Origin of the sequence: Paenibacillus tepidiphilus (genome assembly GCF_008635795.1) — a bacterium.
In the GTDB taxonomy this organism is placed as follows: Bacteria; Bacillota; Bacilli; order Paenibacillales; family Paenibacillaceae; genus Paenibacillus_AQ; species Paenibacillus_AQ tepidiphilus.
Window position 1 is genome coordinate 1 of the sequence record NZ_VWRQ01000025.1, and the last position, 23,508, is coordinate 23,508.

Here is a 23,508-nt window from a genome sequence, read left to right on the forward strand (position 1 = left end):
GAAGTGGACTTCTTCAGCATCGGCACGAACGATCTGATCCAGTACACGATGGCGGCGGACCGGATGAACGAGCAGGTGTCGTACCTGTACCAGCCATACAACCCGGCGATTCTGCGCCTGGTGAAGAACGTCATCGATGCGGCCCATGCGGAAGGCAAATGGGCGGGCATGTGCGGCGAGATGGCCGGGGACGCAGGAGCGATTCCGCTGCTGCTGGGCCTGGGGCTCGATGAATTCAGCATGAGCGCGACTTCGATTCTGCCGGCACGCAGCCAGATTGCGAAGCTGTCGGCCGCAGAGATGAAGGAGCTGGCCGCCAAGGCGCTGCAGCTCGGCACCGCCGAGGAAGTGGCTGCTCTGGTGCAGAGCATCGCGCAGTAAGCTTGTGCTTATAGCCAGCTTCTCTAGGCTTAAACGTTCATCTTAACACTGCACACATTAATTCGTTTTCGTTAACCAAGTTCACTTTTCCAACTACACTTGCCGGTCTCCCAGAAGGGGGACCGTTTTTTTATGGCCTCAACGCCACCTGCTGTCCGAACATCACTATATAAGTTGAATTTAAGATTAGGCTGAATAAGCCGGAAAGTGAATTAAAGTTATGGACTTCCGTACGCTGCCCATTCCCGTTCTCCAGATGAATACCGCTAGTTGCTGTTGAATTCGCTGGCAGCAGGCTCTATCCGGCTCTGTTTAGGTATGATTTACAAAATGCAACCCCTATTCAACAGGGATAAATGTATTTCATACAACTATTTGTTAGGTATGCACCCATTTTTGAAGGATAAATGTATTTTGTGCAACTAAAATCTGCATATTGGGATCAAACTGCCTTAAAGCAAGAAAATAGATGTACGAAATGCAACTATAGCCGGGAAACGGCCTGTTTAGATGGATATAGTTGTACAAACTGCAATTAGCAGCTTAGCAGCGGTTAGTGAGGTCATTAAGAGCAGTAGCTGCTGTCGCCTTTAGTCATGGGTGCTCTTGGCCTTCCTCATCTATCTTATTGATTTGACCTGTGTGGAGGATAATCACGATCTGCATTTCAGCAGCTTAAAACGATGACAGTCCGTGCTTCGCCTATCAGCTTTTACTGCGGAAAGCCATCAGGCGGAAGCCGGTACCGCAACAAGCGGTATAAATCAAGAAATCTACGGGCGGGAAGCGACAGGGAGTCCAAATGTTTTCTTGCGCCACGGCTAATCCCAACACAAAAATCATTAGTTCAATCTATATAGTTTGGAGCTTACCAGGGTTCCCGTTATGGGGTTCTTTTGCGCAAGCCTGGAACAGCTGCCGGAGCGGCGGAGGCTGCGCAAGGATAAATGAATTGGTGTATTTTACAGTTGTGATCTTCTTCCGGCAGCGCTATACTGCGTACAAGCTGTCAATTTCATGTCGTTCTATGCCGATATAAAGGATAGGGACGGCAGAAATGCCGCGGCACCCAAACCTGTGAACATCGTGTTACATAATATAGGAATGTAACGAAAGATAGACAGGACTCTATGGACCGAACCTGCAGCAGGTGCAAGTATGCTTCATTACAATTGTGGAAATACCTTGAGAAAAGCTAACGAACCACTCCCTCGCGCAGCAATGTTGGCGGAAGAGTATAGGATGGTGATTACATGAACGGAAATTATAGAAACGCAGAAATGACGATAGGAACCTACGCAGGCAATGACCTTGGCCTGACGTACACACCGGAATACAGTATGTTCAAAGTATGGGCGCCGACGGCATTTGCCGTGTCGCTGGTGCTTTATGAAACCGGCGGTAACGGGGAGGCCGCAGGCAGCTTGGGGTACCGGGACAGCGGGCGCATTGTGCCGATGCAGCTGCTGGAGGACGAAATTTGGTCCGTCCGTTTTCCCGGCGATTTGCAGGGCAGATATTATATGTACCGCGCCGTATATGCAGACGGCAGCATCCGTGAGGCGGCTGATCCTTATGCGAAAGCGGTGTCGGCCAACGGCAAGCGCTCTGCAGTCCTTGATCTGCGCACTACCGATCCGGCAGGATGGGCTGAGGACCGTTCGCCTGCATTACCGCATCCTGTAGATGCAGTCTTGTACGAGCTTCATGTCCGTGACTTCTCCATTCATGAGAGCTCCGGGCTGCAGGCGAAGGGCCAATACAAGGCATTTACGGAAAGCGGCGTCAGGGATGCTTCGGGCCATGCGCTCGGCATTGATCACCTGGCCGAGCTGGGCATCACGCATGTGCATCTGATGCCGGTGTTTGATTTTCAGACGGTCGACGAATTGAAAGCGTCTCCTGGCGAGGGCTCCTCTACTACTGGCGACAATGGGTATAACTGGGGTTATGATCCGCAGCACTACAATGTTCCGGAGGGCTCTTACAGCTCCGATCCTGCCGACCCCGGCGCCCGTATCCGCGAGTTCAAGGAGATGGTTCAGGCCCTGCACAGCCGGGGCATTTCCGTCATTATGGACGTGGTCTACAACCATACGTATTCCGTGGAGCAAGGGCCGTTCGAACCGCTTGCCCCCGGCTGCTTCTACCGCCGTGATTATTCGGGCAAACTTTCCAACGGCTCCGGTGTCGGCAATGAGCTGGCTACGGAACGTCCGATGGTACGCAAATATATTAAGGACTCCCTGGCCTACTGGGCGCAGGAGTACCACATTGACGGCTTCCGCTTTGATCTGATGGGACTGATCGACAGTGCCACCATTCGGGAGATCACCGAGGAACTGCGGCTGAACATTAATCCGAACCTGCTGATTTACGGAGAGCCCTGGACAGGCGGGGATTCTCCGCTGGCCACCAAGACGCTCAAGGGCGTGCAGCGCGGCAAAGGCTATGCCGTGTTCAACGATAACTTCCGATCTGCGGTCAAGGGCGACAGCGACGGATGGGGCCGAGGCTTCGTCACGGGCGAGCCTGGCAGAGAAGGGGCCGTCGCCTCCGGGATCAAGGGAGCGATTCATGACTTTACCGATTCGCCGGCGGAGTCGGTGAATTATGTGACCGCCCACGACAATCTCAACCTGTGGGATAAAGTACTGGCCACCCAGGGGCTGCGGCAAGCGGCTGGACTGCCGGTCCTCGAGAACGGGCGGCTGAAGGACGGCGGGGATCTCGAAGCGGCACTGGCCGCCGCCAATCCGTATTTCGCGGTCGATACCACAGGCGTACTAGCGGATGAAACCGTCCGCCGCTGTCTGCTGGCGAACGGAATCATTCTGACCTCCCAGGGCATACCGTTCCTGCATGCCGGGGATGAGCTGCTGCGCAGCAAGTTCGGAGACCACAACAGCTACCGCAGCGGGGATGCAATCAACGCCATCCGCTGGGAGAACAAGGAACGCTTCGCGCCTGTATTCGCTTATTACAAAGGGCTTATCGAGCTGCGCCGCAAGCATCCGGCGTTCCGGCTGCACGGCCGGCAGGAGATTGAACGCTCGCTGGAGTTCCTCCGCTGCGACGGCGGCGTGGTCGCCTACCGGCTGAAGGATCATGCCGGCGGAGATGCCTGGAGCAATATCGTCGTTATTTTCAACGCCAATCCCGGAACTGTATCCCAGTCTCTGCCGGAGACCGGGCGCTGCTGGAATATTGTGGTTGACCATACGCGGGCCGGAAGTGAAGCCTTCCGCCTGGCTGAAGGCAACACCGCCGTGGTGGAGGGCCTGTCGATGATGGTGCTGTATGACAGCTACGGCGAGCCGGGACCGAAGCCTAAGGTAGTTGAATTTCATTATGACCGTCAGGACGGGGATTACCGCGGCTGGAATTTGTGGGTGTGGGGTACAGGCATCCAGGATGGACAGCATGATTTCAGGCAATTACAGGACGGGCACGCAGTAGCGCAGGTTGAAGTGCATCCCGGCCATGCGCTGGTCGGCTATATTTTACGGCGCAATGACTGGGAGGAACGGGCCGGAAGTGAAGACCGCTTTGTGGACTGCTCCAGTGAAGAAGGCCGCATCAAGGTGCTGCTGAGTGAACAGGAGCGCGGCGGCACGGCCAGAAATCCGCTGGAGCTGACAAGCTAAAGCTTCTACAACGTACAGGTTTTCAAAGCTCAGGATTGCCAGCGGACCGTACGGCCGTTATGATGTGGAAACTCGGCAATGTGCCGACGTATCGGACACAGGGGCGTATTCTTGCTGAACGGTCCATTTGTTGCTTGATTCTGGGTCCCTAAGGTTACTGGTGTCCGATCCGTCGTTCAAACCATACGGAAGGTTAAAATAACGGCAACTGATTCCGGAAGTATCGGTACCCGTTGCAATCTAAAGGGCTGTATCCGGTAAAGCTGCTGATTAGGCAGCTTCCGGATACAGCCCTTTGCCTTGCCGGTCCAGATTCAGCTCAGCTGTCCGCCTGGCCCGCATACTGTTCATCCATGAATTCGTTGTAGAGACTTGCTTCGTTGCCGCCATGCTTCTTGGAATGATACATCGCCATGTCCGCCGCATGAAGCAGCTCGTTGATGCTGACTCCATGCTGCGGATACAGGGCGACCCCGATGCTGGCCGAGGTGTGGAAGCTTGCGGCACCGTTAACCGACCACGTCTTGTTGAACAGTTGGAGCAGCCGGTCGAGAATTTCATTCAGCATGTCCAGGCTGTCGTAGCGGTGCAGGACAACCGCGAATTCATCGCCGCCGATGCGGAACGCCTGACCGAAGCCCTTCGCGGTCTGCTGAAGCTCCCGGGAGAGCAGCTGCAGGAATTCATCGCCGGCCAAATGGCCCAGCGTATCGTTAAGCTGCTTGAACCGGTCGCAATCCAGCAGGGCAAGCGCAAGGGGCTGGCGGCGCTCCTCCGGCTGGGTGATCAGGTTCTCCATGTACATTTTGAAATGGGCCCGGTTGGGTATGGAAGTCAGATGGTCATAGAAGGCAAGCTTGTGCAGCCGTTCTTCATATTGCTTGCGCTGGGTAATTTCACGCGAGACGAGCATGAATTGGTCGGAAGGCGCATCATTGCCGCTGACAGGGGAAATCTTCGTCTCCAGCCAGACCCAGTAGCCTTCCTTCGAGCGCATCCGCAGCTCCGTAATGCGCGGGGCTCCCTGTACCTGGCTCGTCAGCTTGGCCCAGGAGATCTCCGCTTCACGAATGTAATGGGAGAGCGGGGCGCCCTTCTCGGGAACATAGCCAAGCGTGGCCGCATGCGACGGCGAGGCATATTGAATGTATCCGTTCGGGTCCGTCAGGATAATAAAATCGGTCATTCGCTCGCCGATGAGCTGATAATGTGATTTCTCTTCCAGCATTTCATGCTGCTGGATCACCAGCTTGCGGCACAGATAGATAATGACCAGGAAGAGCAGGAACAGGGCAATGGAATACAGCGCGTATAAAGTACTCTTGCGTTCCGCCATCTCAAGATTGTACAGACGTGCGTAGTCATCCAGCAACTGTCCGGATCGGTCCAGGTGTCCGTGCACCTCGCCTATTCTGCCTTGAATCAGCTCTGTGTGGACGGCAGCGGAATCCCAGGTGCTTTGCGCCCGCATAGACAACAGCTCCTGGCCTGTGCTTCCCCACTCTGCGAGCTGTTGCCGTGAACGCTCCATCTCCTGATTCAGCTCGGAGAGAAGCCGGCGGGCGGTTACGGTTCCGCTGGTTCGCTCCGCCAGCATAGAGACGCTGTAGCCGGCCATGTCAAGCCGCTGCCTCGCCTGGGCGGTATTGTCGCCGAACTCCTGGGCGAGCCGGACGAGATCACTGCCTGTGGTCTCTGCATCCAGCGCTTCTTGCAGAGCAAGCGCAGCCTGATGCAGATCGCGGTCAGCATTCAGAATCAGCTCGGAATTCTGATATACGTCATTGTACAGGGAACTGGTCAGGTTGTTGATGGATCGATCCTGGTACAGCAGGGAGGAGACGCTGATCCCAATCAGAAGGATGGAGCTCGAGGCGAAGCATATGATAAGTCTGCGTGTTTTTTTTCTCTCGGATGAACCTGCCATCAAATCCTCTCCCCGCATCTAACTTTGCGAAACTTCTTTGCTGCCGTATCTGGCATGCGGAACAGGCCTGCCATAATGATTTCATGCCTGCGGGAGACCGATTAAGCTAAATTCATCTATTCGCCCCTTGCGGCCTTCTGCTGCCGGTTTCCGTTCGTTGGAGCAGAAGAGATTAGGATACAAACTTTACTGACATCCAGATCAAGCATTATGTATGTCCTGCAACCGAACAAGATGAAGTTACGGCTCTTAAGTCCTATTACCCAACTTTTTTGCAAACGATACTCCTTTTTTGACAGGCACAAGAATAAGCCGCAGATCCCTTCTAAAAGGGGCTGCGGCTATTCCTGACCGTTTACCAGTTAGAGCTCTGAAGCTCCATTAATCGTTGCGCAGAGCGTTGATCGGACGCATCCGGGCTGCTTTGTTCGCGGGCATCATGCCGAATACTACGCCGATGAACAGGGAGAAGACGAAGGATATCATCACCGTGTTCCAGTCGGTTGCCACATTCATGGAGCTGTAATGACCGACGGCCCAGCTGATAAAGAGGCCGAGGCCTACACCGATGAGGCCACCGAAGCCGCTCAGGACTACAGACTCAATCATAAACTGCATGAGAATGTTGAGCTTCTTGGCTCCAATGGCTTTGCGGATACCGATTTCGCGGGTCCGTTCATTGACGGAGACAATCATGATGTTCATGATGCCGATGCCGCCGACGAGCAGGGAGATGCCGGCAATGCCCGCCAGAGCCATCGACAGGGTGTCACTGGTCTCCGATACGGTTTCCAGCATTTCCTGTGAATCGAATACTGAGTAGGAATTGTCGGCATAGTTGAATTTCTTGTCGAGCGAGGCTTCCAGCCTGGTTTTGGTGTCTGCTACAACGTCGGCGGAATCGGTCGTGACCGTGATCGAACGCACGCCTTTGCTTTGCAGAAAACGTTCCGCGGTCGAAATGGGGATCAGAATTTTCTCGTCGTTGGAGCCGCCCAGACTGGAGCCCTTGGATTCCAGCAGGCCGACGATCTTAAAGCTTCGGCCGTTAAGCTGGACGCTTTGTCCCACCGGGTCCCCGGTGCCGAACAGCGTCTGCGCGGTGTCGGAGCCGATCAAGGCAACCTTCTGCCGGTATTCGGTGTCGATTTCCAGCAGGAAGCGCCCGGACTGCACATGAAAATCCTGAACGGTTTCATAGGCGGGTGTGATGCCTTCCACCGATACCGTGGTGTTCTCGGTTCCGTGCTTGGCCGTCACATTGCCGCTGATAACGGGGGACACCCCCTCCACACCCTCGATATCGCCCAGGGCAAGCGCTTCTTCATAGGTAAGCGAAGTGGTTGCCCCGCGCCCCGTGATATTGACGGTCAACTGGTTGGTACCCAGCGAATTGAGCGACTCGGTAATCTGTGAGGTGGTCCCCTGGCCGATCGAGACCAGGGCAATGACCGATGATACACCGATAATGATCCCCAGCATGGTCAAAAAGGATCTGATTTTGCTGCTGAGGATGCTTTTCATGGCCATTTTCATGCTTTGGAACAGCATCATTGGTCGTTCCTCCGATCCTCTACGAGATTACCGTCATGGATGCGGATAATCCGCTTGGCCTGCTGGGCGATCTCAAGGTCATGCGTGATGAGGATGATCGTATGGCCCTGATGGTTCAGCTCGCGGATCATTTGCAGCACCTCTTGCCCGGTCTTGGTATCCAGAGCACCTGTAGGCTCGTCGGCGAGCAGGATCGGAGGGGTGCCCGCAAGTGCCCGTGCGATAGCGACGCGTTGCTGCTGTCCCCCGGACAGTTCGGAAGGGCGGTGATTAATCCGCTCCTCCAAGCCTACCCGGATCAGGGAATCTCGGGCGGCTTCCCGCCGCTCCTTGTAAGTCAGTCCGCGGTAGATCAGCGGAAGCTCCACGTTCTCGATGGCCGACAGCTTCGGCAGCAGGTTGAAGTTCTGAAAGATGAACCCGATTTTCTCGTTGCGGATCTGGGCAAGCTTGTTGTCCGACAGCTTGCGGACCTCCTGCCCGTCGAGAAAGTAGTCTCCTTCATTGGCCACGTCCAGACACCCCAGCATATTCATTAAAGTGGATTTGCCGGAGCCGGAGGGGCCGATAATGGCGACAAATTCCCCGTGCTCGATGGTGAAGCTGAGTCCCTTGAGAATGGTCATGGATTCACCGGCCATTGTATACCGGTGAATCATGTTCTCGACCCGGATGAGCGGTGATGCGCTGCTCATGGTCTGCCACCTCCGCCTCCGGGCATGCCGCCACCGCTGCCAGAGAAGCCGCCACCGCCACTGCCGCCGGTAAAGCTACCGCCGGTAAACCCGCCGCCCATACCTCCCATACCTCCCATTTGACCTTGCACAGCCTGGGAAGATGAGGTGTTGGTGGAGATTACGGTAGGAATGATGACTTCATCGCCTTCGCTGAGTCCGCTGACGATTTCAATCGTGCTCTCATCATGGATGCCGACTTCAACGGCTACCCGCGTCTGGCCGGTTGCGGTGCTTGTGCCGCCTGAGCCGCTGCGTCCGCCGGCCGCGCCTGTACCCCGGCCGCCGTAACCGCCCTGTCCGCCATATCCTCCGGAGAAGCCGCCGCTTGGCCGTTCGCCGCCCCCCGGGAACTCGCCGCTGGGCCGTTCACCGCCTCCGGGGAAGCCGCCTTCCGGCATTTCCCCAGCCGCAGGCGCCCCGCCCTGAGCCGCATCGCCCGCAGGCGCCCCGCCCTGAGCCGCATCGCCCGCCGGGGCCGCGCCTTCCGGAGCCTGCCCGCCGCCGGTTGCGTCGCCCGAAGCGGACGCATCTCCGCTGCCTTCCGCACTGGCAGGCACATTGACGTAATACTTGCCGTTCACTTCGCTTACCGCTTCGATCGGCACGGTAAGAACATCATTCTTCTCTTCAATGGTAATCGCGACCTCTGCTGACATGCCGACCAGCACGCCTGCCGATTCATTGAGACCAACGGTTACGTCAAAGAGGGATACCCCGTTGCTGGAGGTGCCTTCCTTGGCGATCTCAATCACTTTGCCGCTGAACTCCTGATCCTCCAGGGCATCCAGGGTAATCGTTGCAGCCTGATCCAACTTGACGCTTGGAATATCCAGCTCGTCCACCTGGACGGTTACGCTGAGGTTCTCGTAATCCGTCATTGTGAACAGCTCGGCGCCGTTCTGCGCCTGCTCGCCGTCCGTAATATTGACGGCCGTGATCGTTCCGTCCATCGGTGAGGTCAGCGGATCGGGAGGCAGCATATCCTCTTCAAGGTCGGCAATCGCCTCCTGCTGGTCCGCGATGTCGCTTTGCGCTTTTTCAATGGCTTTCTTTGCGTTCTTAAGCTCATCTTCGCCGGCATTATTCATCGCGAGCGTCTTGTAGCTCTCCTGCTTATCCGTAAGCTCCGTCTTGAGGCTCTCCAGCGATTTCTCGGCTTGCTTCATCTGATCGCTCATATCATTTGGGGCAAAGGTAATCAGCACATCGCCGGCTTTGACGGTATCGCCTTTCTTTACCATAACCTGATCGACTTCTCCGGCTTCCTTGGTGCGGACCGTCTCGGAGTTGATGGCCGAGACCGATCCGGAGCCCGAGACGCCGACAAGAATATTGCCTTTGGTCACTCTGGCGGTGTTAAGCTGGACAGCTCCGGCCGTGTTATGCGGGTCAGGCCACAGCACATAGGCCAGAATCCCGGCAGCGGCTGTGACAGCAATGATGCTTGATGTCCAAATCACTTTCTTCTTTTTCATTCCGATCCTCCATCTTGCTTAAAGTATAAGGCAGAGCGTGGACTTCCCTTATGAACCGCTTGGTGTGCCGCTACCTGTGCCGCCTTCTTGCGTTTCTGTTTCCGCTGTCGCTGCAGCTTTTACTGTCACGTTAATGGTGTAGCTCTGGCTGCCGAGCAAGGCGCGCTGGCCCTGGAATTCGTCGTACAGCTCCAGCCTGTAAGTTCCGCCGTTCAAGCTTTTGTACAAGGAATTGTCAATCGTAGTGGTATAGGTGCTGTAGCTGCCGACTGTAAGATCTGTACCCGTGCTTAAGGCTTTGTCAAAATACTGGCCGAACGGGTCAACGACACGCAAGACGAGCTTATGCTGATAGGTGCCCATCTGATAAGCCGTGTCCTGATCCAATTTGTAGTTGAAGGAAATGGCCAGCTTGCTGGTGCCCTGGGTCAGCTCGCCCGATGAACTGCCGACAGCAAGCGTATATGGATACATGGAAACGGAAGTCAGCGCAGCTGCGGGGGTGACAAGCGACGGACTCAGCGTCAGCGCGGCTGTGCTGACATAGCCGGCAGCTTCCGTTCCTGCAGAAGTCAGCTTGCCGCCGGCAACGGACTGGCTGACATAGAGCTGCAGGCCGGAGGTATTGACCGAGGCCGGTATTTTGGCCCAGAAGCTGACCAGCGTTTTGCCGCCGGGACTGGTGGATAGCTCCGACTGGTTCGCAGTGGCTTCAAACACCTCGCCGTTCACGCTTCGGAACTGTGCGTACAGCCGTGACAAATCCGCCTGCCGTGTTTCCTGGCTGTTCATTTCAAGCTCGGTATAAACGACGTTGGTGTCCGTGCCTTTGTAAACGGTCGTCACGCGTTCCGTCACGGCGGCTTTCTTACCGGCGGATGTTATGGTGAAGCCTTCTCCTGCGGCCAGAGGCGCGATGGCGGTGGTAGCCCCGTCTGCTGTGGTGAGCAGCAGGAACTGCTTGGTCTCGGTTCCGCTGACAGTCTGCAGGAGGATTTTGGCCTGCCCGAAGCTGAGCGTGTAAGGAATGCTGGCCAGTACCGAGAGCTCCGTGGCTGCGCCCGGTGCCAGCGTCGTGCCTGCATCTTCGCTATAGAGCTGGGAGGACGAAGTAAGATCGGTTCCATCCACCTTCAGAATGCCTGTCAGGGCAGGCAATGTTACCGTCTTGGAGGTAGAGTTGCGGATGGTCAGCTTGGCCTGGAGCAGATCCTTGCTGCCCCAAGGCAGGCGCTGCAGTGAATTCAGCGTTACGCCGAATGTGCCGTAATTATTGGTCACGCTGGTCTCGGCCGCCACGTGGGAATTAGTCTGCAGCGTATAAGGGATGCTGAAATAAGCGACAGGCAGCACTACTTTACTCGTGCTGTCGGTGCCGGCCGGTGGAACGACACGCAGCTGCAGCTTATCCTGCTTCAATTCCAGCGGAATGCTGGTATCCAGTGCAATTACTTGCTCTTCCAGCGGCTTCAGGGTCAAATTGTTGAAGGCGGTGGTTGTGACAGGGAAGCTGTAGCCTTCCGACGACTGTACCGAAAGCTCATATGCCGGAACAGCCACAGCCTTGCTGCCGGTGTTCTTGATGCGGAACTGGTAGCTCCATGCTGCGCTGCCGTTATCCGCAGAGACCGCCGCCTTTAACAGCTGCAGCTCAACGATGTTGCTGTCGATGGATACTTTCTTGGTATACCCGGCAGCGACGGTGAAGGAGGCATTGCTTGCGGCAGGCAACGAATAAGAGACTACCGGCAGATACAGCTTGAGCGACTCATCCAGCTTGGCAATCTGCAGCGTCATGCTCTTGGTGTTCATATAGGCCGGAATTTCGGTCATGAAATACAAGGTTTTCTTTTCCTGCGGCTGGATTTTGTACTCGGAGCTGCTCTCGTCCAGGGCAAGCGTGAACACGGAACCGCCGGAGGATTTCAGATACAGGCTGTAGCCGGGATCGGTGAGCACCTTGGTGCCCAGGTTGGTGACCGTGAGACCCACTTTGGCATAAGCTTTGCCGTTATAGTTGTAGATTTGCAGCGCAGAGGCCTGGGTAGTGGCGGGAATGCTGCCCAGAGTGATCTTGCGGCTCTCGCCCTGCAGCGCGGATAGTGAATAGTTGGCAGGGACGGTGAATGTGCCGATCCGCTGTTCGTAGTCGGCTGCGCTGAAGTTCCAGCCATACATATTGACTTTAAGTCCCTTGACGCTTGAGGCTTGTCCTATATTGGCGTAGTATGTAATACTCTTCGTTTCTTTGCCGGCAATCTTCTTCGTCTGGGCATCCGCCGATACCGCAAGTCCTTTAATGATGCTGCCTCCGGGAGTGAGTACCTTAGAGAAGTAGTTGGCCAGATTCACGCTGGTGCCTGCGGTATTGGTGTATGTCAGTGTATACGTGAGGATATTTCCGCCCTCCTGGGCCAAAATACCGACGTCGCTCAGCTTCACGCTGAACGACGAGCCGAGCTTCATGGCGCTGAGTCCCGCCAGCGTGGAGACCCCGGTCTGCGCGGCCGCTGTGGCTGCGGCAGCGGAAGACGCCGCTTCGGCCACAGTCCCGGCGGCAAAGCCCGGAAATTGACTGACGGCAATTGTACTGAGCAGCAGCAATACAAATGCCTTGCTTCGTTTATGCATGAATTTCCCTCCCTGTTAACAAGCCGGTGCTATCCGATAAGCGCAGTAGGGTTATTCGGTTAACCCGGCTTTTTCCATCTAGAAAATTAGCAAAGCAGGCTGAACGTAAGCTGAAAAAGATGCCATGAAACCCTTCTGAAACTTAAAGGGACCTTAAAGCCAGATAAAAATTGCCCTAATTTTGATTCGTGCAGCGTCTCCTTGGAAATAATGGCATGGTGGGAGACCTGATCCCGGAGCGGCGATTTTCTTCTGCCTCATACAGAAGCGGGCTGCCCCTATAAGGGCGTCATTGCCGCTTTTGCTTGTCAAACCGGCGTTATTTGCATATAATGAGTAGCATATCTTTGAACTGCTTTGTCCGCTGCAGGCGGACAATACCGAAAAGATGCATTGATGGAGACAAGTAGTCAGCGACTGGCTCGACAGGGAGGAAACGCCGGAGATTGAGAGCGTTTCTGGGCAATAAGCGCTGCCGAAATTCACTCCGGAGCAGTTCCCTGAAATCCGCTCAGGCATGAGGCTGAGGGGTGCAGTAGGGGATACCGGCCGCAGACCGTTATTTCTGGCAAAGTGAGACGGGTGTTTTTCCGTAAGGGTGGTTTGTCACCTTAAATGTACGGAGACCTGTCTAATTAGGGTGGTACCACGGTCTCTTCGTCCCTTAGCGATGAAGAGGCCTTTTTGCGTGGATTAAGATGAATGAAGGGGGCAGAACGAAAGTCATGAAAGAAAAACTGGAAGCACTGAAAGTGGAGGCGCTGGCGAAGCTGCAGGAAGTTACCGATCCGCAGACGCTCAACGACCTGCGCGTCAAGTATTTGGGCAAGAAGGGTGAACTCACGGAAGTATTGCGCGGCATGGGCGGACTGAGCGCGGAGGAGCGTCCGGTCATCGGACAGGTGGCCAATCTGGTGCGCAGCGCTATTGAAGAGGTCATCTCGGCCAAGCAGGAGGCCTTTGTGCAGCAGGAGACGCAGGCGCGTCTGCAGGCGGAGAAGGTGGATGTTACGCTGCAGGGCCGCACATTGCCGCAGGGGGGACTGCATCCTTTGAGCCGCGTAATCCGCGAGATCGAGGATATCTTCATCGGCATGGGCTACCGGGTAGCTGAAGGTCCTGAAGTGGAAACGGATTTCTACAACTTCGAGGCGCTGAATCTGCCGAAGAACCATCCGGCACGGGATATGCAGGATTCCTTCTATTTGACTGAGGATCTGCTGATGCGAACCCAGACGTCTCCGGTGCAGATCCGCACCATGATGGCGATGAACGGGGAGACTCCGGTCAAAATCATCTGTCCCGGCAAGGTATTCCGCCGCGATGACGATGATGCGACGCATTCCTTCCAGTTCCATCAAATTGAAGGCCTGGTCATCGGCAAGAACATCCGCATGAGCGACTTGAAAGGCACCCTGCAGCAGTTCGTGACCGAAATGTTCGGTCCGCACACGCGCATCCGGCTGCGCCCGAGCTTCTTCCCGTTCACCGAGCCGAGCGTTGAGGTGGATGTCAGCTGCTTCAAATGCGGCGGCGACGGCTGCCGGCTGTGCAAGCAGAGCGGCTGGCTGGAGATTCTGGGCGCCGGCATGGTGCATCCGAATGTGCTGCGGGCAGGCGGCTATGATCCGGAAGTTGACAGCGGATTCGCCTTCGGCATGGGCGTGGAGCGGATTGCGATGCTGAAGTACGGCATTGACGATATCCGCAATTTCTATATCAACGATATGGGATTCGTGAAGCAATTCAAGGGAATCTGAGCGTAATACCAAATAAAGCAATGTAAAGGAAGTGTGCGGACATGAAAGTATCAACCGAATGGCTCGGTGATTATATATCGCTCGAAGGCGTCGCCGCCGAAGAGCTGGCAGAGAAAATTACTGCCGCCGGCATTGAGATCGACGGCGTGGAACGCCGCAATAAAGGGTTGTCCGGGATTGTGGTCGGCTATGTCAAATCCAAAGAAAAGCATCCCGATGCCGACAAGCTGAATGTATGCGTGGTCGATGCGGGACAAGGCGAGGACCTGCAGATAGTCTGCGGCGCGAAGAATGTGGCTGCAGGCCAGAAGGTTCCGGTTGCCCTTGTCGGCGCCAAGCTGCCGGGTCTGGAGATCAAGAAGGCCAAGCTGCGCGGCGTATTGTCCCAGGGCATGATCTGCTCCGCCAAGGAGCTGGGCATGAACGACAAGCTGCTGCCCAAGGAGCAGCAGGAAGGCATCCTCGTGCTGCCTGAGAATACGGAGATCGGCCAGGATATCCTGAAGGTGCTCGGCCTCAGCGATGAAATCATGGAATTCGATCTGACACCGAACCGCTCCGACTGTCTCAGCATGATCGGCGCAGCCTATGAGGTCAGCGCGATCCTGGGCCGCGAGCTGAAGCTGCCGGACCCGGCGGCGGAGCTGGTGGAAGCCGGAGGGCCTGCCGCAGAGCTGGTCAGCTCCAGAATTGATAACGAAGAGCTGAGCTCGCATTATGCGCTGCGGTATATTTCCGGCGTGAAGCCGGGACCTTCCCCGCTGTGGATTCAGAACCGGCTGATGGCGGCCGGTGTTCGCCCGATCAATAACATTGTGGACATCACCAACTATGTAATGCTGGAATACGGCCAGCCGCTGCACGCATTTGACGCCGACAAGGTTGCCGGCGGTGTACTGGGTGTACGGCTTGCCCATGAAGGCGAAACGCTGGTTACGCTGGACGGCCAGGAACGCAAGCTCGAGCCGCACATGCTGGTCATCGCCGATGCCGAGAAGGCAGTTGCTCTGGCCGGTGTGATGGGCGGTCTGGATACGGAGGTTACGGATGACACCGTGAATATTATCCTGGAATCCGCCAAGTTCGACGGGGGCACCGTCCGCAAGACCTCGCGCCAGCTGGGCCTGCGCTCGGAGGCTTCGCTGCGCTTCGAGAAGGAAGTGGACCCGAATGCCGTCATTCCGGCGCTGAACCGGGCTGCCGTGCTGATCGCACGCTACGCCGGAGGTTCTGTGCATGAGGGTATCTCCCAAGCGGGCGGCGCAGAAGTGCAGGAGAGCATTCTGACGCTATCGCTGGAGAAGCTCAATCATTATCTGGGTACAGAGCTGTCCTTGCTGGAAGTGAAGACGCTGTTTGGCCGTCTGCATTTCAAATGCGGCGACGCTGCCCAGGGAATCGTCGAAGTGCAGGTTCCTACCCGGCGCGGAGACATTACGGCAGATGTGGACCTGATTGAAGAAATTGCCCGCCTGTACGGGTACGACAACATCCCGACTACGCTGATTGAAGGGGTCACCACCCCGGGAACGCTGACACGCGAGCAATTTGTGCGCCGTGAGCTGCGCAAGCTGCTGGCGGGCGGGGGCTATCAGGAGGTAATGGGCTATTCCTTCATTCAGCCTGAGCAGAGCAAGCTGTTCCCGGCACTGTCCGGCGGACGTCATGCCTTGAAGCTGGCGATGCCGATGAGCGAGGAGCGCAGCGTGCTGCGCACGACATTGCTTCCGCAGCTGCTGGATATCGCCCTGTACAACAGCAACCGCCGGCAAAGCGATCTGGCGCTCTTCGAGCTTGGAAACATTTTCTTCACAGATGAAGAGGAACTCACACGCCAGCCGCAGGAGCTGCCTGTATTGGGACTGCTGCTTACCGGTAACCAGGGGGCGAAGCAATGGAACGGCTCTGCCCGTCCGGTGGATTTCTATGATATCAAGGGCGCTCTGGAAGCTGTGTTCGCCTATCTGGGCCTCAGTGACCGGATTGTCTATGAAGGCGACGCTCCCCAGGATTATCATCCGGGCCGCTCGGCGTCGGTATATCTGCTCGGGGCCGAAGGCCGCCTGAAGCTGGGAACCATGGGCCAGGTACACCCGGAGCTTACCCGCAAGCTCGACCTGGAGGATACCTATGTGGCTGAAGTGCTGCTGCAGCCATTGTACGACAATGCGCGGACAGCGCTTCAATACAGCGAGCTGCACCGCTTCCCGGGCATGGAACGGGACATTGCGGTAGTGGTTGGCGAAGAAGTGCCGGCCGGCCATTTGCTGGCGGCGATCCGTGAGCATGGCGGTACGCTGCTGCAGAATGTCCAGGTGTTCGACGTGTATACGGGCGGCAAAATGGAAAGCGGCAAGAAGAGCGTGGCTATCTCCCTGCTCTACCGTCATACCGAGCGCACACTGACCGATGAGGAAGTCGGAGAAGTGCATGAAGGCGTCGTCGCAGCCCTTCAGCAAACTTTTGGCGCAGAATTAAGAAAATAGCAGGAAAAGAACAAAGCCGCAGCGAATCCTTAACAACCGGGATCCCTGCGGCTTTGTTTGCTTATGGAATCTGTAAGTGCGAAGGCTTTGCGGGAAGATAAATGCCCGGTCAGGGTAATCCTTGAGTGAACGCATTTTTGCCAAACCTTCAGTATTGACGCTACAATAGAAGAGTATAAGCCAGCTAGAATCCGCACACATCTAAAGGAGGGCACAACTGTGGCTATGGACCGGATCAGTGTCGCCGTGGAGATATACGGAACTTCCTATAAACTTGTCGGTAGCAGTACAGAATATATGAAACAGGTGGCCCGTTATGTGGACGAGCATATGCGGGCGATTTCGAAATCGCATTCCAGACTGGACACGCCGCGGATCGCCGTACTGGCGGCGGTACATATGGCCGAGCAGGCCGTCCAGGTTCAGGACCTGCGGAATGAACTGAACATGCTGACCGGCGAGCGGACGGAGCTGCGGGCCGACGTGGCCCGCCTTCAGGAAGGGCAGAAGCAGCGGCAAGAGCAAATCGAGCGGCTGGAAGCAGCAGCCAAGGAAGAGGCGGCGCGGCTGATTGCCGCCGCCGAAGAAGAGCGTAAAGTCTATCTGGATCAGCAGGAACAGGAACGCAAGCAGCATGCAGAGCAGCTGCGGGAGGCAGAGCTTGCTGCAGCCGCGGCGCGCGATAAGCTGACCGCCGAGCTGCGGTCCCGGGAGTCGGAGCTGAAGGAGCTGCGGATCTCACTCGAACGGGAGCAGGCGGAACTGCGCGAAAGCCACCGGCTGGAGCTGAAATCGCTTGAAGAGGAGCGGCTGCGGCAGTTCGAGGAGATGAAGACCGCGCATGCGCAGGAGCTAGAGCAGCTGCGCAGTACGCTGGAGCAAGAGCAGGCGGAGCGGATCACTCATCTGGAGACGGAGCTTACCGGAACGCGGGATACGCTCACAGCCGAGCTTGTGGAGACCCGCACCGCGCTGAGCAAGGAGCTGGCCGACACCAAAGCCGGGCTGGAGAAGGAGCTTGCGGAAGAGCGCGAGGCGCTGACCAAGGAGCAGACGAAGGTCAGAGAGCTGCGCCAGTCGCAGGGAACGCAGGAGCACCGGCACAAGCAGCAGGTGCAGGAGCTGGAGAAGCAGCTCGGCGAGCTGCGCGGCGGCAACAGCCAGCTGCAGTCGCGGCTGCGGGCAGCCGAAGCGGCACTGAAGAGCGAGCGCGAAGCCGGCGCTACCTTGCTGGCGCAGTACGAAGCCGTGCTGCAGCGCGAGGAACAGCTTGCACAGCAGCTTGAAGCGGCAGCCGGCCAGGAGGCACAGCTGCGGGAAGAGCTGGCGGGACTCGGCCGCCAGTATGAAGGGGTCCGCGTGGAAGCGGACAGCCTGAGACAGTCGCTGCAGGAAGCACAGCATAGAATCGCTGGACTGAAGGATGAGCTGCAGTCCAGCGAAGAGCTTGGCGCGATGCTGAGCGAGGAGCTGGATGAGCAGCGGCTGCGCCAGGAAGAGGCGGCGCAGGAGGCCGATTCTCTGCGTAAGCAGCTTGAAGACAGCCGGGAGCGCCTGCGTTCTGCGCAGGAAGAGCTGCGGGCAGCGAGCGAAACCGGCAGCCTGCTCAGCGAAGAGCTTGAGGGGCTGCGGCTGCGCGCCGATGAATCGCGCCGGGAAGCGGAAGGACTCCGCGCGGAACTGGAAGAGAGCCAGGAGAAGCTGGAGCGGATGCGCGGCGAACTGAAGCAGGCAGCTGCCGGCTCGGCCGAGTGGAAGGCGCTGGCAGACAAGCAGATGGAAGACATCGGCGAGCTGGAGATGAGCCTGCTGGAAGCGCAGGAGCAGGCTTCCGTGCTGCAGCGGGAGCTGGAGGAGCTGCGCCGCACAGCCGCCGGCGAGGCGGAACGCCTTGGGCGGGAGGCGGCGCTGCGCGCCGAAGCCGAGCGCGAGAGCGAAGTGCGGGGAGCCGCTGCCGCCAAGGCAGAGGCAGAGCTTGCGGATCTGCGCGGACGCTATGAAGAGCTGATCGCGCAGTATGATGAAGTGCTCCAGGAAGGCGAACGTGTCCAGGAGCGGTATGAGCTGCTGGAGGCGGAGCGCGAGGAAGCGGCCCGCCGGATGGAGGAGCTGGCCGAAGCAAGCCGGGAAGCCGCCGCTGCAGCTGCCGATCAGCAGGAAGCGCTGCGGGAGAGCCGCGAGCTCGAAGCGGCCTGGAAGCAGCAGCTGGAGGAGCTGAAGCAGCGGGAGCGGCAATGGAGCGAGAGCGAAGCCAAGCTGCGCGAGGAAATGGAGATCTGGCAGGAGGAAGCAAGCGCGGCCGAAGCGGAGAACGAATCGCTGAGCCGTGCCCGCAGTGAGGCGCTGCAGCAGCTGGCCGAGATCGGTGAGAGCTACGAGCTGGCGCAAGGGCAGCTGCGGCTGCTTCAGGCGCAATTCGAGGTGCGCGAAGGTGAGCTGGGCAAGCTGTCCCAGGAACATCGCAGTCTGCAGGCGGAATATGCCAAGCTGCAAACTGAATATAATGAATGGATTCAACTGATCGAACAGGACAGTTGAATGGCGGACGCAGGCGCAAGTGGAGGCGGCCCCGGACAGTGAGTTCACTGTCCGGGGCCGCTCTCTTATGATGGTAAGAAAGTACGAGGCCGAATAGATAGCCCGGACCGGCCGAAGGCCTGCTGCAGCAAGGGGGACAGCCGGGCAGGACCAGAGAACGAAGTTTGTCGAAAAATGCAAAAATATGATGCGGTAATACTTAAAATTCATTATAATTAAAGCTATTATATTAACGGTCAGAAGTAGGGGATTTCCATCATTTTTGTTAACGAGGCACAAAATGCAGAAATTTGGCATCGCAGGATACTCACCGGATATTGGGTGCTGGTTATGGTGATGATGGCCGCACAGCTGATATTTGTGCTGACCACCGGGGCGGGTGAAGTGAAGACGGTCCTGATCCCGAGCCAGGGGCATTTATTTATCGCCTGCAACGTGCTGATCATGATATCCATGATTGCCGCCGAAATGTGGCTGCGTTCTTCCTGGCAGTATCACAAGCAAGCGGTAGTCGGCTGCGGATTTGCGGTGTCGTATCTGATGTATTTTGTGCTGGAGCCCTTTATCGACGGGGCGCAGATGACCCTGATGATGCCGATTATGATCGCCCTTGTCTATTTCGACCGGAAGCTGCTCAACATTCTGGGAGCGTTCAGCCTGCTGTTCTATACAGCGGTCTACTTCGGACTGGAACGTCCGCTGCTTGACAAGCCGCTGCTGGAATTTCTGATGGTGGAATGCGTCTTCATCGTATTTGCGCTCCTGGCCCAAGCGGTGATTATTCGCGCACGGGAGGTGCGCAGCCATGTGGAGCAGCTGACGAAATCGGAGCAGGAGCTGATGGTCGAGCGGGCCATCTCGGACAAGCTGCTGAAAGTGGATGCACTGACCGGCCTGTACAATCATAAATCGTTCCATGAATATCTGGATTCGCTGCTGGAGCAGTGTGAGAGCAACGGGCTGCGGCTCCAGCTCGCGCTGTTTGACATCGACAGCTTTAAGCAGGTGAACGACACCTACGGACATTGGGTCGGCGATCTGGTGCTGAAGGAGCTCGCCGGCAAGGTAGGCTCAATGATTGCCCCTAATGATTTTGCCGCCCGGTACGGGGGCGAGGAATTTGCCGTCATTTTCACCGATAAGAGCTTCCAGGAAGCTCTGGCCGCCGCCGAGGAGCTGCGGGCCGGGATTGCCTGCATGGAGCATCCGTATGCCGGCGGCAGGCCCATCACGGTCAGCATCGGCATATGCGACTATGTGACCGGCTACGGCAAGGAGCTGTTGTTCCGCAAGACAGACCGGGCTTTATATGAAGCCAAGCACGGCGGCAAAAATAAGGTTGTATCCGCCGCCTGTATTCCCGAGGATGATCCGCTTGTGTCATATGCATAAGCCCCGGTGCCTGCTTAGGCCAATGTGGCAAAACCCCCTGCAGCCGGTTAACCGGAGGCAGGGGGTTTTGCTGCGGGGCAAGTTATTTGGATTTACCTGCTTCAAACGGTGTTGAGACCGGCAGGAAGAGGTCGATAATTCCGATCACGAGTGCCGCCAGCAGCGCGCCGAGGATGGAGACGCTGACACCGCTGACCACAAACTGTGCGATCCAGATCACGAGGGCGCTGACCAGAAAGCCCACGATGCCACGCCCGAAGGGCGTTGTTTTCTTGCCGAAGATGCCTTCGATGATCCAGCCAAGCAGAGCGATAACGAGGGCGAGCACAAGCGCGCTCCAGAATCCGCCGATGGTAAACTGCGGCACTATCCAGCCTACGACGAGCAGCACAATCGCTGACACGATGAAACGGACGACATGACCGAGAAATTTCACTGTTCGTAACCTCCTTTGGCCTTTTTCGCTTTAGGATATGTGCAATGATTATTGTGGCCTGAACACGCCGCTTTATGCCCAGCAATCATGCCCAAATAGCGCAAATGGGCCGTATTAGGTATAATGGAAGCATCTATGAAGGGAGCAGTGACGTTAATTGGACGATAAAATTCTGCACACGCTTGAATACCGCAAAATTTTAAATAAATTAGTACAGCATGCCCAGACCTCAATGGGAAAGCAGGCGTCGGAGGAGCTGCGGCCATCGGGCGATTTCGAAGGGGTCAAGAAGCTGCTGCAGGCTACCGATGAAGGGGCGACGGTTGACCGGCTGAAGGGTATTCCGACATTTGGCGGAATCAGCGATATCCGTCCTGCGCTCAAGCGGGCTTCGATCGGCGGCATGCTTGGCACGCATGAGCTGCTTGCCGTAGGCAATACCATTCACGGGGGACGCCGGATCAAGCGCTTTGTGGCGGCGATGCACGAGGAGGAGAAGGTAGAAATCCTGTTCGCCTTGAGCGATCTGCTCTCCGAGCAAAAGCCGGTGGAGGATGCCATCAAGGCATGCATCAGCGAGGATGCCGACATTCTGGATACAGCCAGCCAGGAGCTGGCCAATATCCGCCGGGAGCTGCGCGGCGGTGAAGCCCGCATCCGCGAGAAGCTGGACTCGATGATCCGTTCATCCTCGGTCGCCAAGATGCTGCAGGATCAGCTGATTACGATCCGCGGCGACCGCTTCGTGATTCCGGTGAAGGCGGAATACCGCTCCCACTTCGGCGGCATCGTGCATGACCAATCCGGTTCCGGGGCCACCCTGTTCATCGAACCGGAGTCCATCGTGGCGATGAATAACAAGCTGCGGGAGACGCGGCTGCGCGAGGAGCGCGAGATCGAGATCATCCTGCACCGTCTCAGCGCGCTGGTCGGCGGAATCGCAGAAGAGACGGCCTACGATATCGACATTCTTGGAGAACTGGATTTCATCTTCGCCAAGGCGCGGCTTGCCCGCGATATGAAGGCGACCCAGCCGCGGATGAATGACCGCGGCTATCTGAAGCTGCGCAAGGGGCGGCATCCGCTGATTCCTGCCGAGGCGGTCGTGCCGCTCGATGTGGAGCTCGGCAATCAATACAGCTCCATTATTGTTACCGGCCCCAATACCGGCGGGAAGACGGTCACGCTGAAGACGATCGGACTGCTCAGCCTGATGTCGATGTCCGGCCTGTTCATTCCGGCCGAGGAAGGCAGCCAGATGTGTGTATTCGATGCAATCTATGCCGATATCGGCGACGAGCAGAGTATTGAGCAGAGCCTCAGTACCTTCTCCAGCCATATGACCAATATTATCTCCATTCTGAAACGGATGACGCCGAAGAGTCTGATCCTGCTGGATGAAGTCGGTGCGGGAACTGACCCGGCGGAGGGCTCGGCGCTGGCGATTGCCATCCTGGAGCATATCCACCGCCTGGAATGCCGGATGGTAGCAACGACGCACTACAGCGAGCTGAAGGCTTATGCCTATGAACGCAAGGGCGTCATCAATGCAAGCATGGAGTTCGACGTAGAGACGCTCAGCCCGACGTACCGGCTGCTTGTCGGCGTACCCGGCCGCAGTAACGCCTTTGCGATTGCCGAGCGCCTGGGCATGCCGGGCTCCATTCTGGACCATGCCCGCGGGGAAGTGAAGGAAGAGGATATGCGCGTGGAGCATATGATCGCTTCGCTGGAAGAGAACCGCCTCAGAGCGGAGAACGAACGCGAGAAGGCAGAGCTGAGCCGCCGCGAGGCGGAGGAATTCAAGCGCCGTCAGCAGCAGGAGCTGGAGAAGCTGGAAAGCCAGCGCGACAAGCGGCTGGAGAAGGCTGAGAAGGAGGCCGCCGACCTTGTGGCCAAGGCGCGCAAGGAAGCCGAGGAGATCATCAGCGATCTGCGCCGCCTGGCGATGGAGGAAGGGGCCTCCGTCAAGGAGCATAAGCTGATCGAGGCCCGCCGCCGTCTGGACGAAGCGCAGCCTGCCCCTCGGCAGAAGCAGCCGGTCCGCAGTGCCAAGGCGCCGCAGCAGCTGCAGCCGGGCGATGAGGTCCGGCTGCCGAGCGTCAATCAGAAGGGCTACATTGTTGAGCTCAGCGGCACGAAGGAAGCCGTCGTGCAATTCGGCATCATGAAGATGAAGGTCAACATCGCCGATCTGGAATTTATGGCTTCGGCGCCCGACAATCCGCCGCCGGCCAAGCGGGCGACGACACTCAAACGCTCGCGGGACGAGAATATCCGCTCGGAGCTGGATTTGCGCGGTGCGAATCTGGAGGAAGCGCTGCTGGAGACCGACCGTTTTATCGACGAGGCCTTTCTGGGCAACCTTGGACAGATTTATATTATCCACGGCAAAGGGACAGGCGTCCTGCGCTCAGGGATTCAGGATTATCTGCGCAAGCACAAGCATGTCAAAAGCTACCGGCTCGGAAATTACAATGAGGGCGGCGCGGGTGTGACCGTGGCTGAACTGAAGTAGCGGCTGGGAGATCCGGCAGAAAGAGG

Annotated in this window: 13 protein-coding genes and 1 other annotated feature; of the genes, 7 read left to right on the top strand and 6 right to left on the bottom strand. The window is 57.2% G+C overall.

Annotated elements, in window-relative coordinates:
• A partial coding sequence (locus F1379_RS24905) for a putative PEP-binding protein (protein WP_338046802.1) occupies positions 1 to 381 on the top strand: 381 nt, incomplete at its 5' end.
• 1,253 nt (positions 382 to 1,634) lie between these two features.
• The gene (pulA, locus tag F1379_RS24910; RefSeq protein ID WP_150275166.1) at positions 1,635 to 4,028 is read left to right on the top strand and encodes a type I pullulanase; all 2,394 of its coding nucleotides are present in this window, start codon (positions 1,635 to 1,637) and stop codon (positions 4,026 to 4,028) included.
• 319 nt (positions 4,029 to 4,347) lie between these two features.
• On the opposite strand, the gene F1379_RS24915 is transcribed toward pulA, so the two are convergent.
• From F1379_RS24915 to F1379_RS24935, 5 genes are all read right to left on the bottom strand, one after another.
• On the bottom strand, positions 4,348 to 5,955 hold the full coding sequence (locus F1379_RS24915) for a sensor domain-containing diguanylate cyclase (protein ID WP_162551281.1): 1,608 nt from the start codon (positions 5,953 to 5,955) through the stop codon (positions 4,348 to 4,350).
• Between the two features lie 381 nt (positions 5,956 to 6,336).
• Positions 6,337 to 7,509 (bottom strand): ABC transporter permease, encoded by a 1,173-nt coding sequence (locus F1379_RS24920; protein ID WP_150275170.1) that lies wholly within the window; start codon positions 7,507 to 7,509, stop codon positions 6,337 to 6,339.
• Positions 7,506 to 8,204, bottom strand: a complete 699-nt coding sequence (locus F1379_RS24925; RefSeq protein WP_150275172.1) for an ABC transporter ATP-binding protein — start codon at positions 8,202 to 8,204, stop codon at positions 7,506 to 7,508. The genes F1379_RS24920 and F1379_RS24925 overlap by 4 nt, the downstream gene beginning before the upstream one ends.
• Entirely contained in the window at positions 8,201 to 9,721 is a 1,521-nt protein-coding gene (locus tag F1379_RS24930) for an efflux RND transporter periplasmic adaptor subunit (protein WP_150275174.1), read from the bottom strand. The genes F1379_RS24925 and F1379_RS24930 overlap by 4 nt, the downstream gene beginning before the upstream one ends.
• 48 nt (positions 9,722 to 9,769) lie before the next feature.
• Positions 9,770 to 12,352, bottom strand: a complete 2,583-nt coding sequence (locus F1379_RS24935) for a hypothetical protein (protein ID WP_150275176.1) — start codon at positions 12,350 to 12,352, stop codon at positions 9,770 to 9,772.
• 384 nt (positions 12,353 to 12,736) lie between these two features.
• Positions 12,737 to 13,020, top strand: a binding site (T-box leader).
• A 57-nt stretch (positions 13,021 to 13,077) separates the two neighbouring features.
• On the opposite strand from F1379_RS24935, the gene pheS reads away from it, so the two are divergent.
• From pheS to F1379_RS24955, 4 genes are all read left to right on the top strand, one after another.
• Positions 13,078 to 14,112: a phenylalanine--tRNA ligase subunit alpha gene (gene pheS / locus F1379_RS24940; protein ID WP_150275178.1), complete on the top strand. Its 1,035-nt coding sequence runs from the start codon at positions 13,078 to 13,080 to the stop codon at positions 14,110 to 14,112.
• A gap of 41 nt (positions 14,113 to 14,153) precedes the next feature.
• A complete protein-coding gene (gene pheT / locus F1379_RS24945; protein WP_150275180.1) occupies positions 14,154 to 16,598 on the top strand; it encodes a phenylalanine--tRNA ligase subunit beta in 2,445 nt (814 codons plus the stop codon).
• Between the two features lie 225 nt (positions 16,599 to 16,823).
• Positions 16,824 to 19,136, top strand: a complete 2,313-nt coding sequence (gene zapA, locus F1379_RS24950) for a cell division protein ZapA (RefSeq protein ID WP_239004804.1) — start codon at positions 16,824 to 16,826, stop codon at positions 19,134 to 19,136.
• Positions 19,137 to 19,466: 330 nt separating this feature from the next.
• The gene (locus F1379_RS24955) at positions 19,467 to 20,528 is read left to right on the top strand and encodes a GGDEF domain-containing protein (RefSeq protein WP_150275184.1); all 1,062 of its coding nucleotides are present in this window, start codon (positions 19,467 to 19,469) and stop codon (positions 20,526 to 20,528) included.
• Between the two features lie 82 nt (positions 20,529 to 20,610).
• Here F1379_RS24955 and F1379_RS24960 read toward each other — a convergent pair whose 3' ends face one another.
• On the bottom strand, positions 20,611 to 20,964 hold the full coding sequence (locus F1379_RS24960) for a phage holin family protein (RefSeq protein ID WP_150275185.1): 354 nt from the start codon (positions 20,962 to 20,964) through the stop codon (positions 20,611 to 20,613).
• A gap of 157 nt (positions 20,965 to 21,121) precedes the next feature.
• On the opposite strand from F1379_RS24960, the gene F1379_RS24965 reads away from it, so the two are divergent.
• Positions 21,122 to 23,482 (top strand): endonuclease MutS2, encoded by a 2,361-nt coding sequence (locus F1379_RS24965; RefSeq protein WP_150275186.1) that lies wholly within the window; start codon positions 21,122 to 21,124, stop codon positions 23,480 to 23,482.
• Positions 23,483 to 23,508: the final 26 nt, after the last annotated feature.

Excerpts from the sequence above, each read along its gene's own strand:
- F1379_RS24915 (WP_162551281.1), bottom strand. The coding sequence starts at position 5,955 with ATGGCAGGTTCATCCGAGAGAAAAAAAACACGCAGACTTATCATATGC.
- pheS (WP_150275178.1), top strand. The coding sequence starts at position 13,078 with ATGAAAGAAAAACTGGAAGCACTGAAAGTGGAGGCGCTGGCGAAGCTG.
- pulA (WP_150275166.1), top strand. The coding sequence starts at position 1,635 with ATGAACGGAAATTATAGAAACGCAGAAATGACGATAGGAACCTACGCA.
- F1379_RS24930 (WP_150275174.1), bottom strand. The coding sequence starts at position 9,721 with ATGAAAAAGAAGAAAGTGATTTGGACATCAAGCATCATTGCTGTCACA.
- F1379_RS24935 (WP_150275176.1), bottom strand. The coding sequence starts at position 12,352 with ATGCATAAACGAAGCAAGGCATTTGTATTGCTGCTGCTCAGTACAATT.
- zapA (WP_239004804.1), top strand. The coding sequence starts at position 16,824 with ATGGACCGGATCAGTGTCGCCGTGGAGATATACGGAACTTCCTATAAA.
- F1379_RS24925 (WP_150275172.1), bottom strand. The coding sequence starts at position 8,204 with ATGAGCAGCGCATCACCGCTCATCCGGGTCGAGAACATGATTCACCGG.
- F1379_RS24955 (WP_150275184.1), top strand. The coding sequence starts at position 19,467 with ATGGTGATGATGGCCGCACAGCTGATATTTGTGCTGACCACCGGGGCG.
- pheT (WP_150275180.1), top strand. The coding sequence starts at position 14,154 with ATGAAAGTATCAACCGAATGGCTCGGTGATTATATATCGCTCGAAGGC.
- F1379_RS24920 (WP_150275170.1), bottom strand. The coding sequence starts at position 7,509 with ATGATGCTGTTCCAAAGCATGAAAATGGCCATGAAAAGCATCCTCAGC.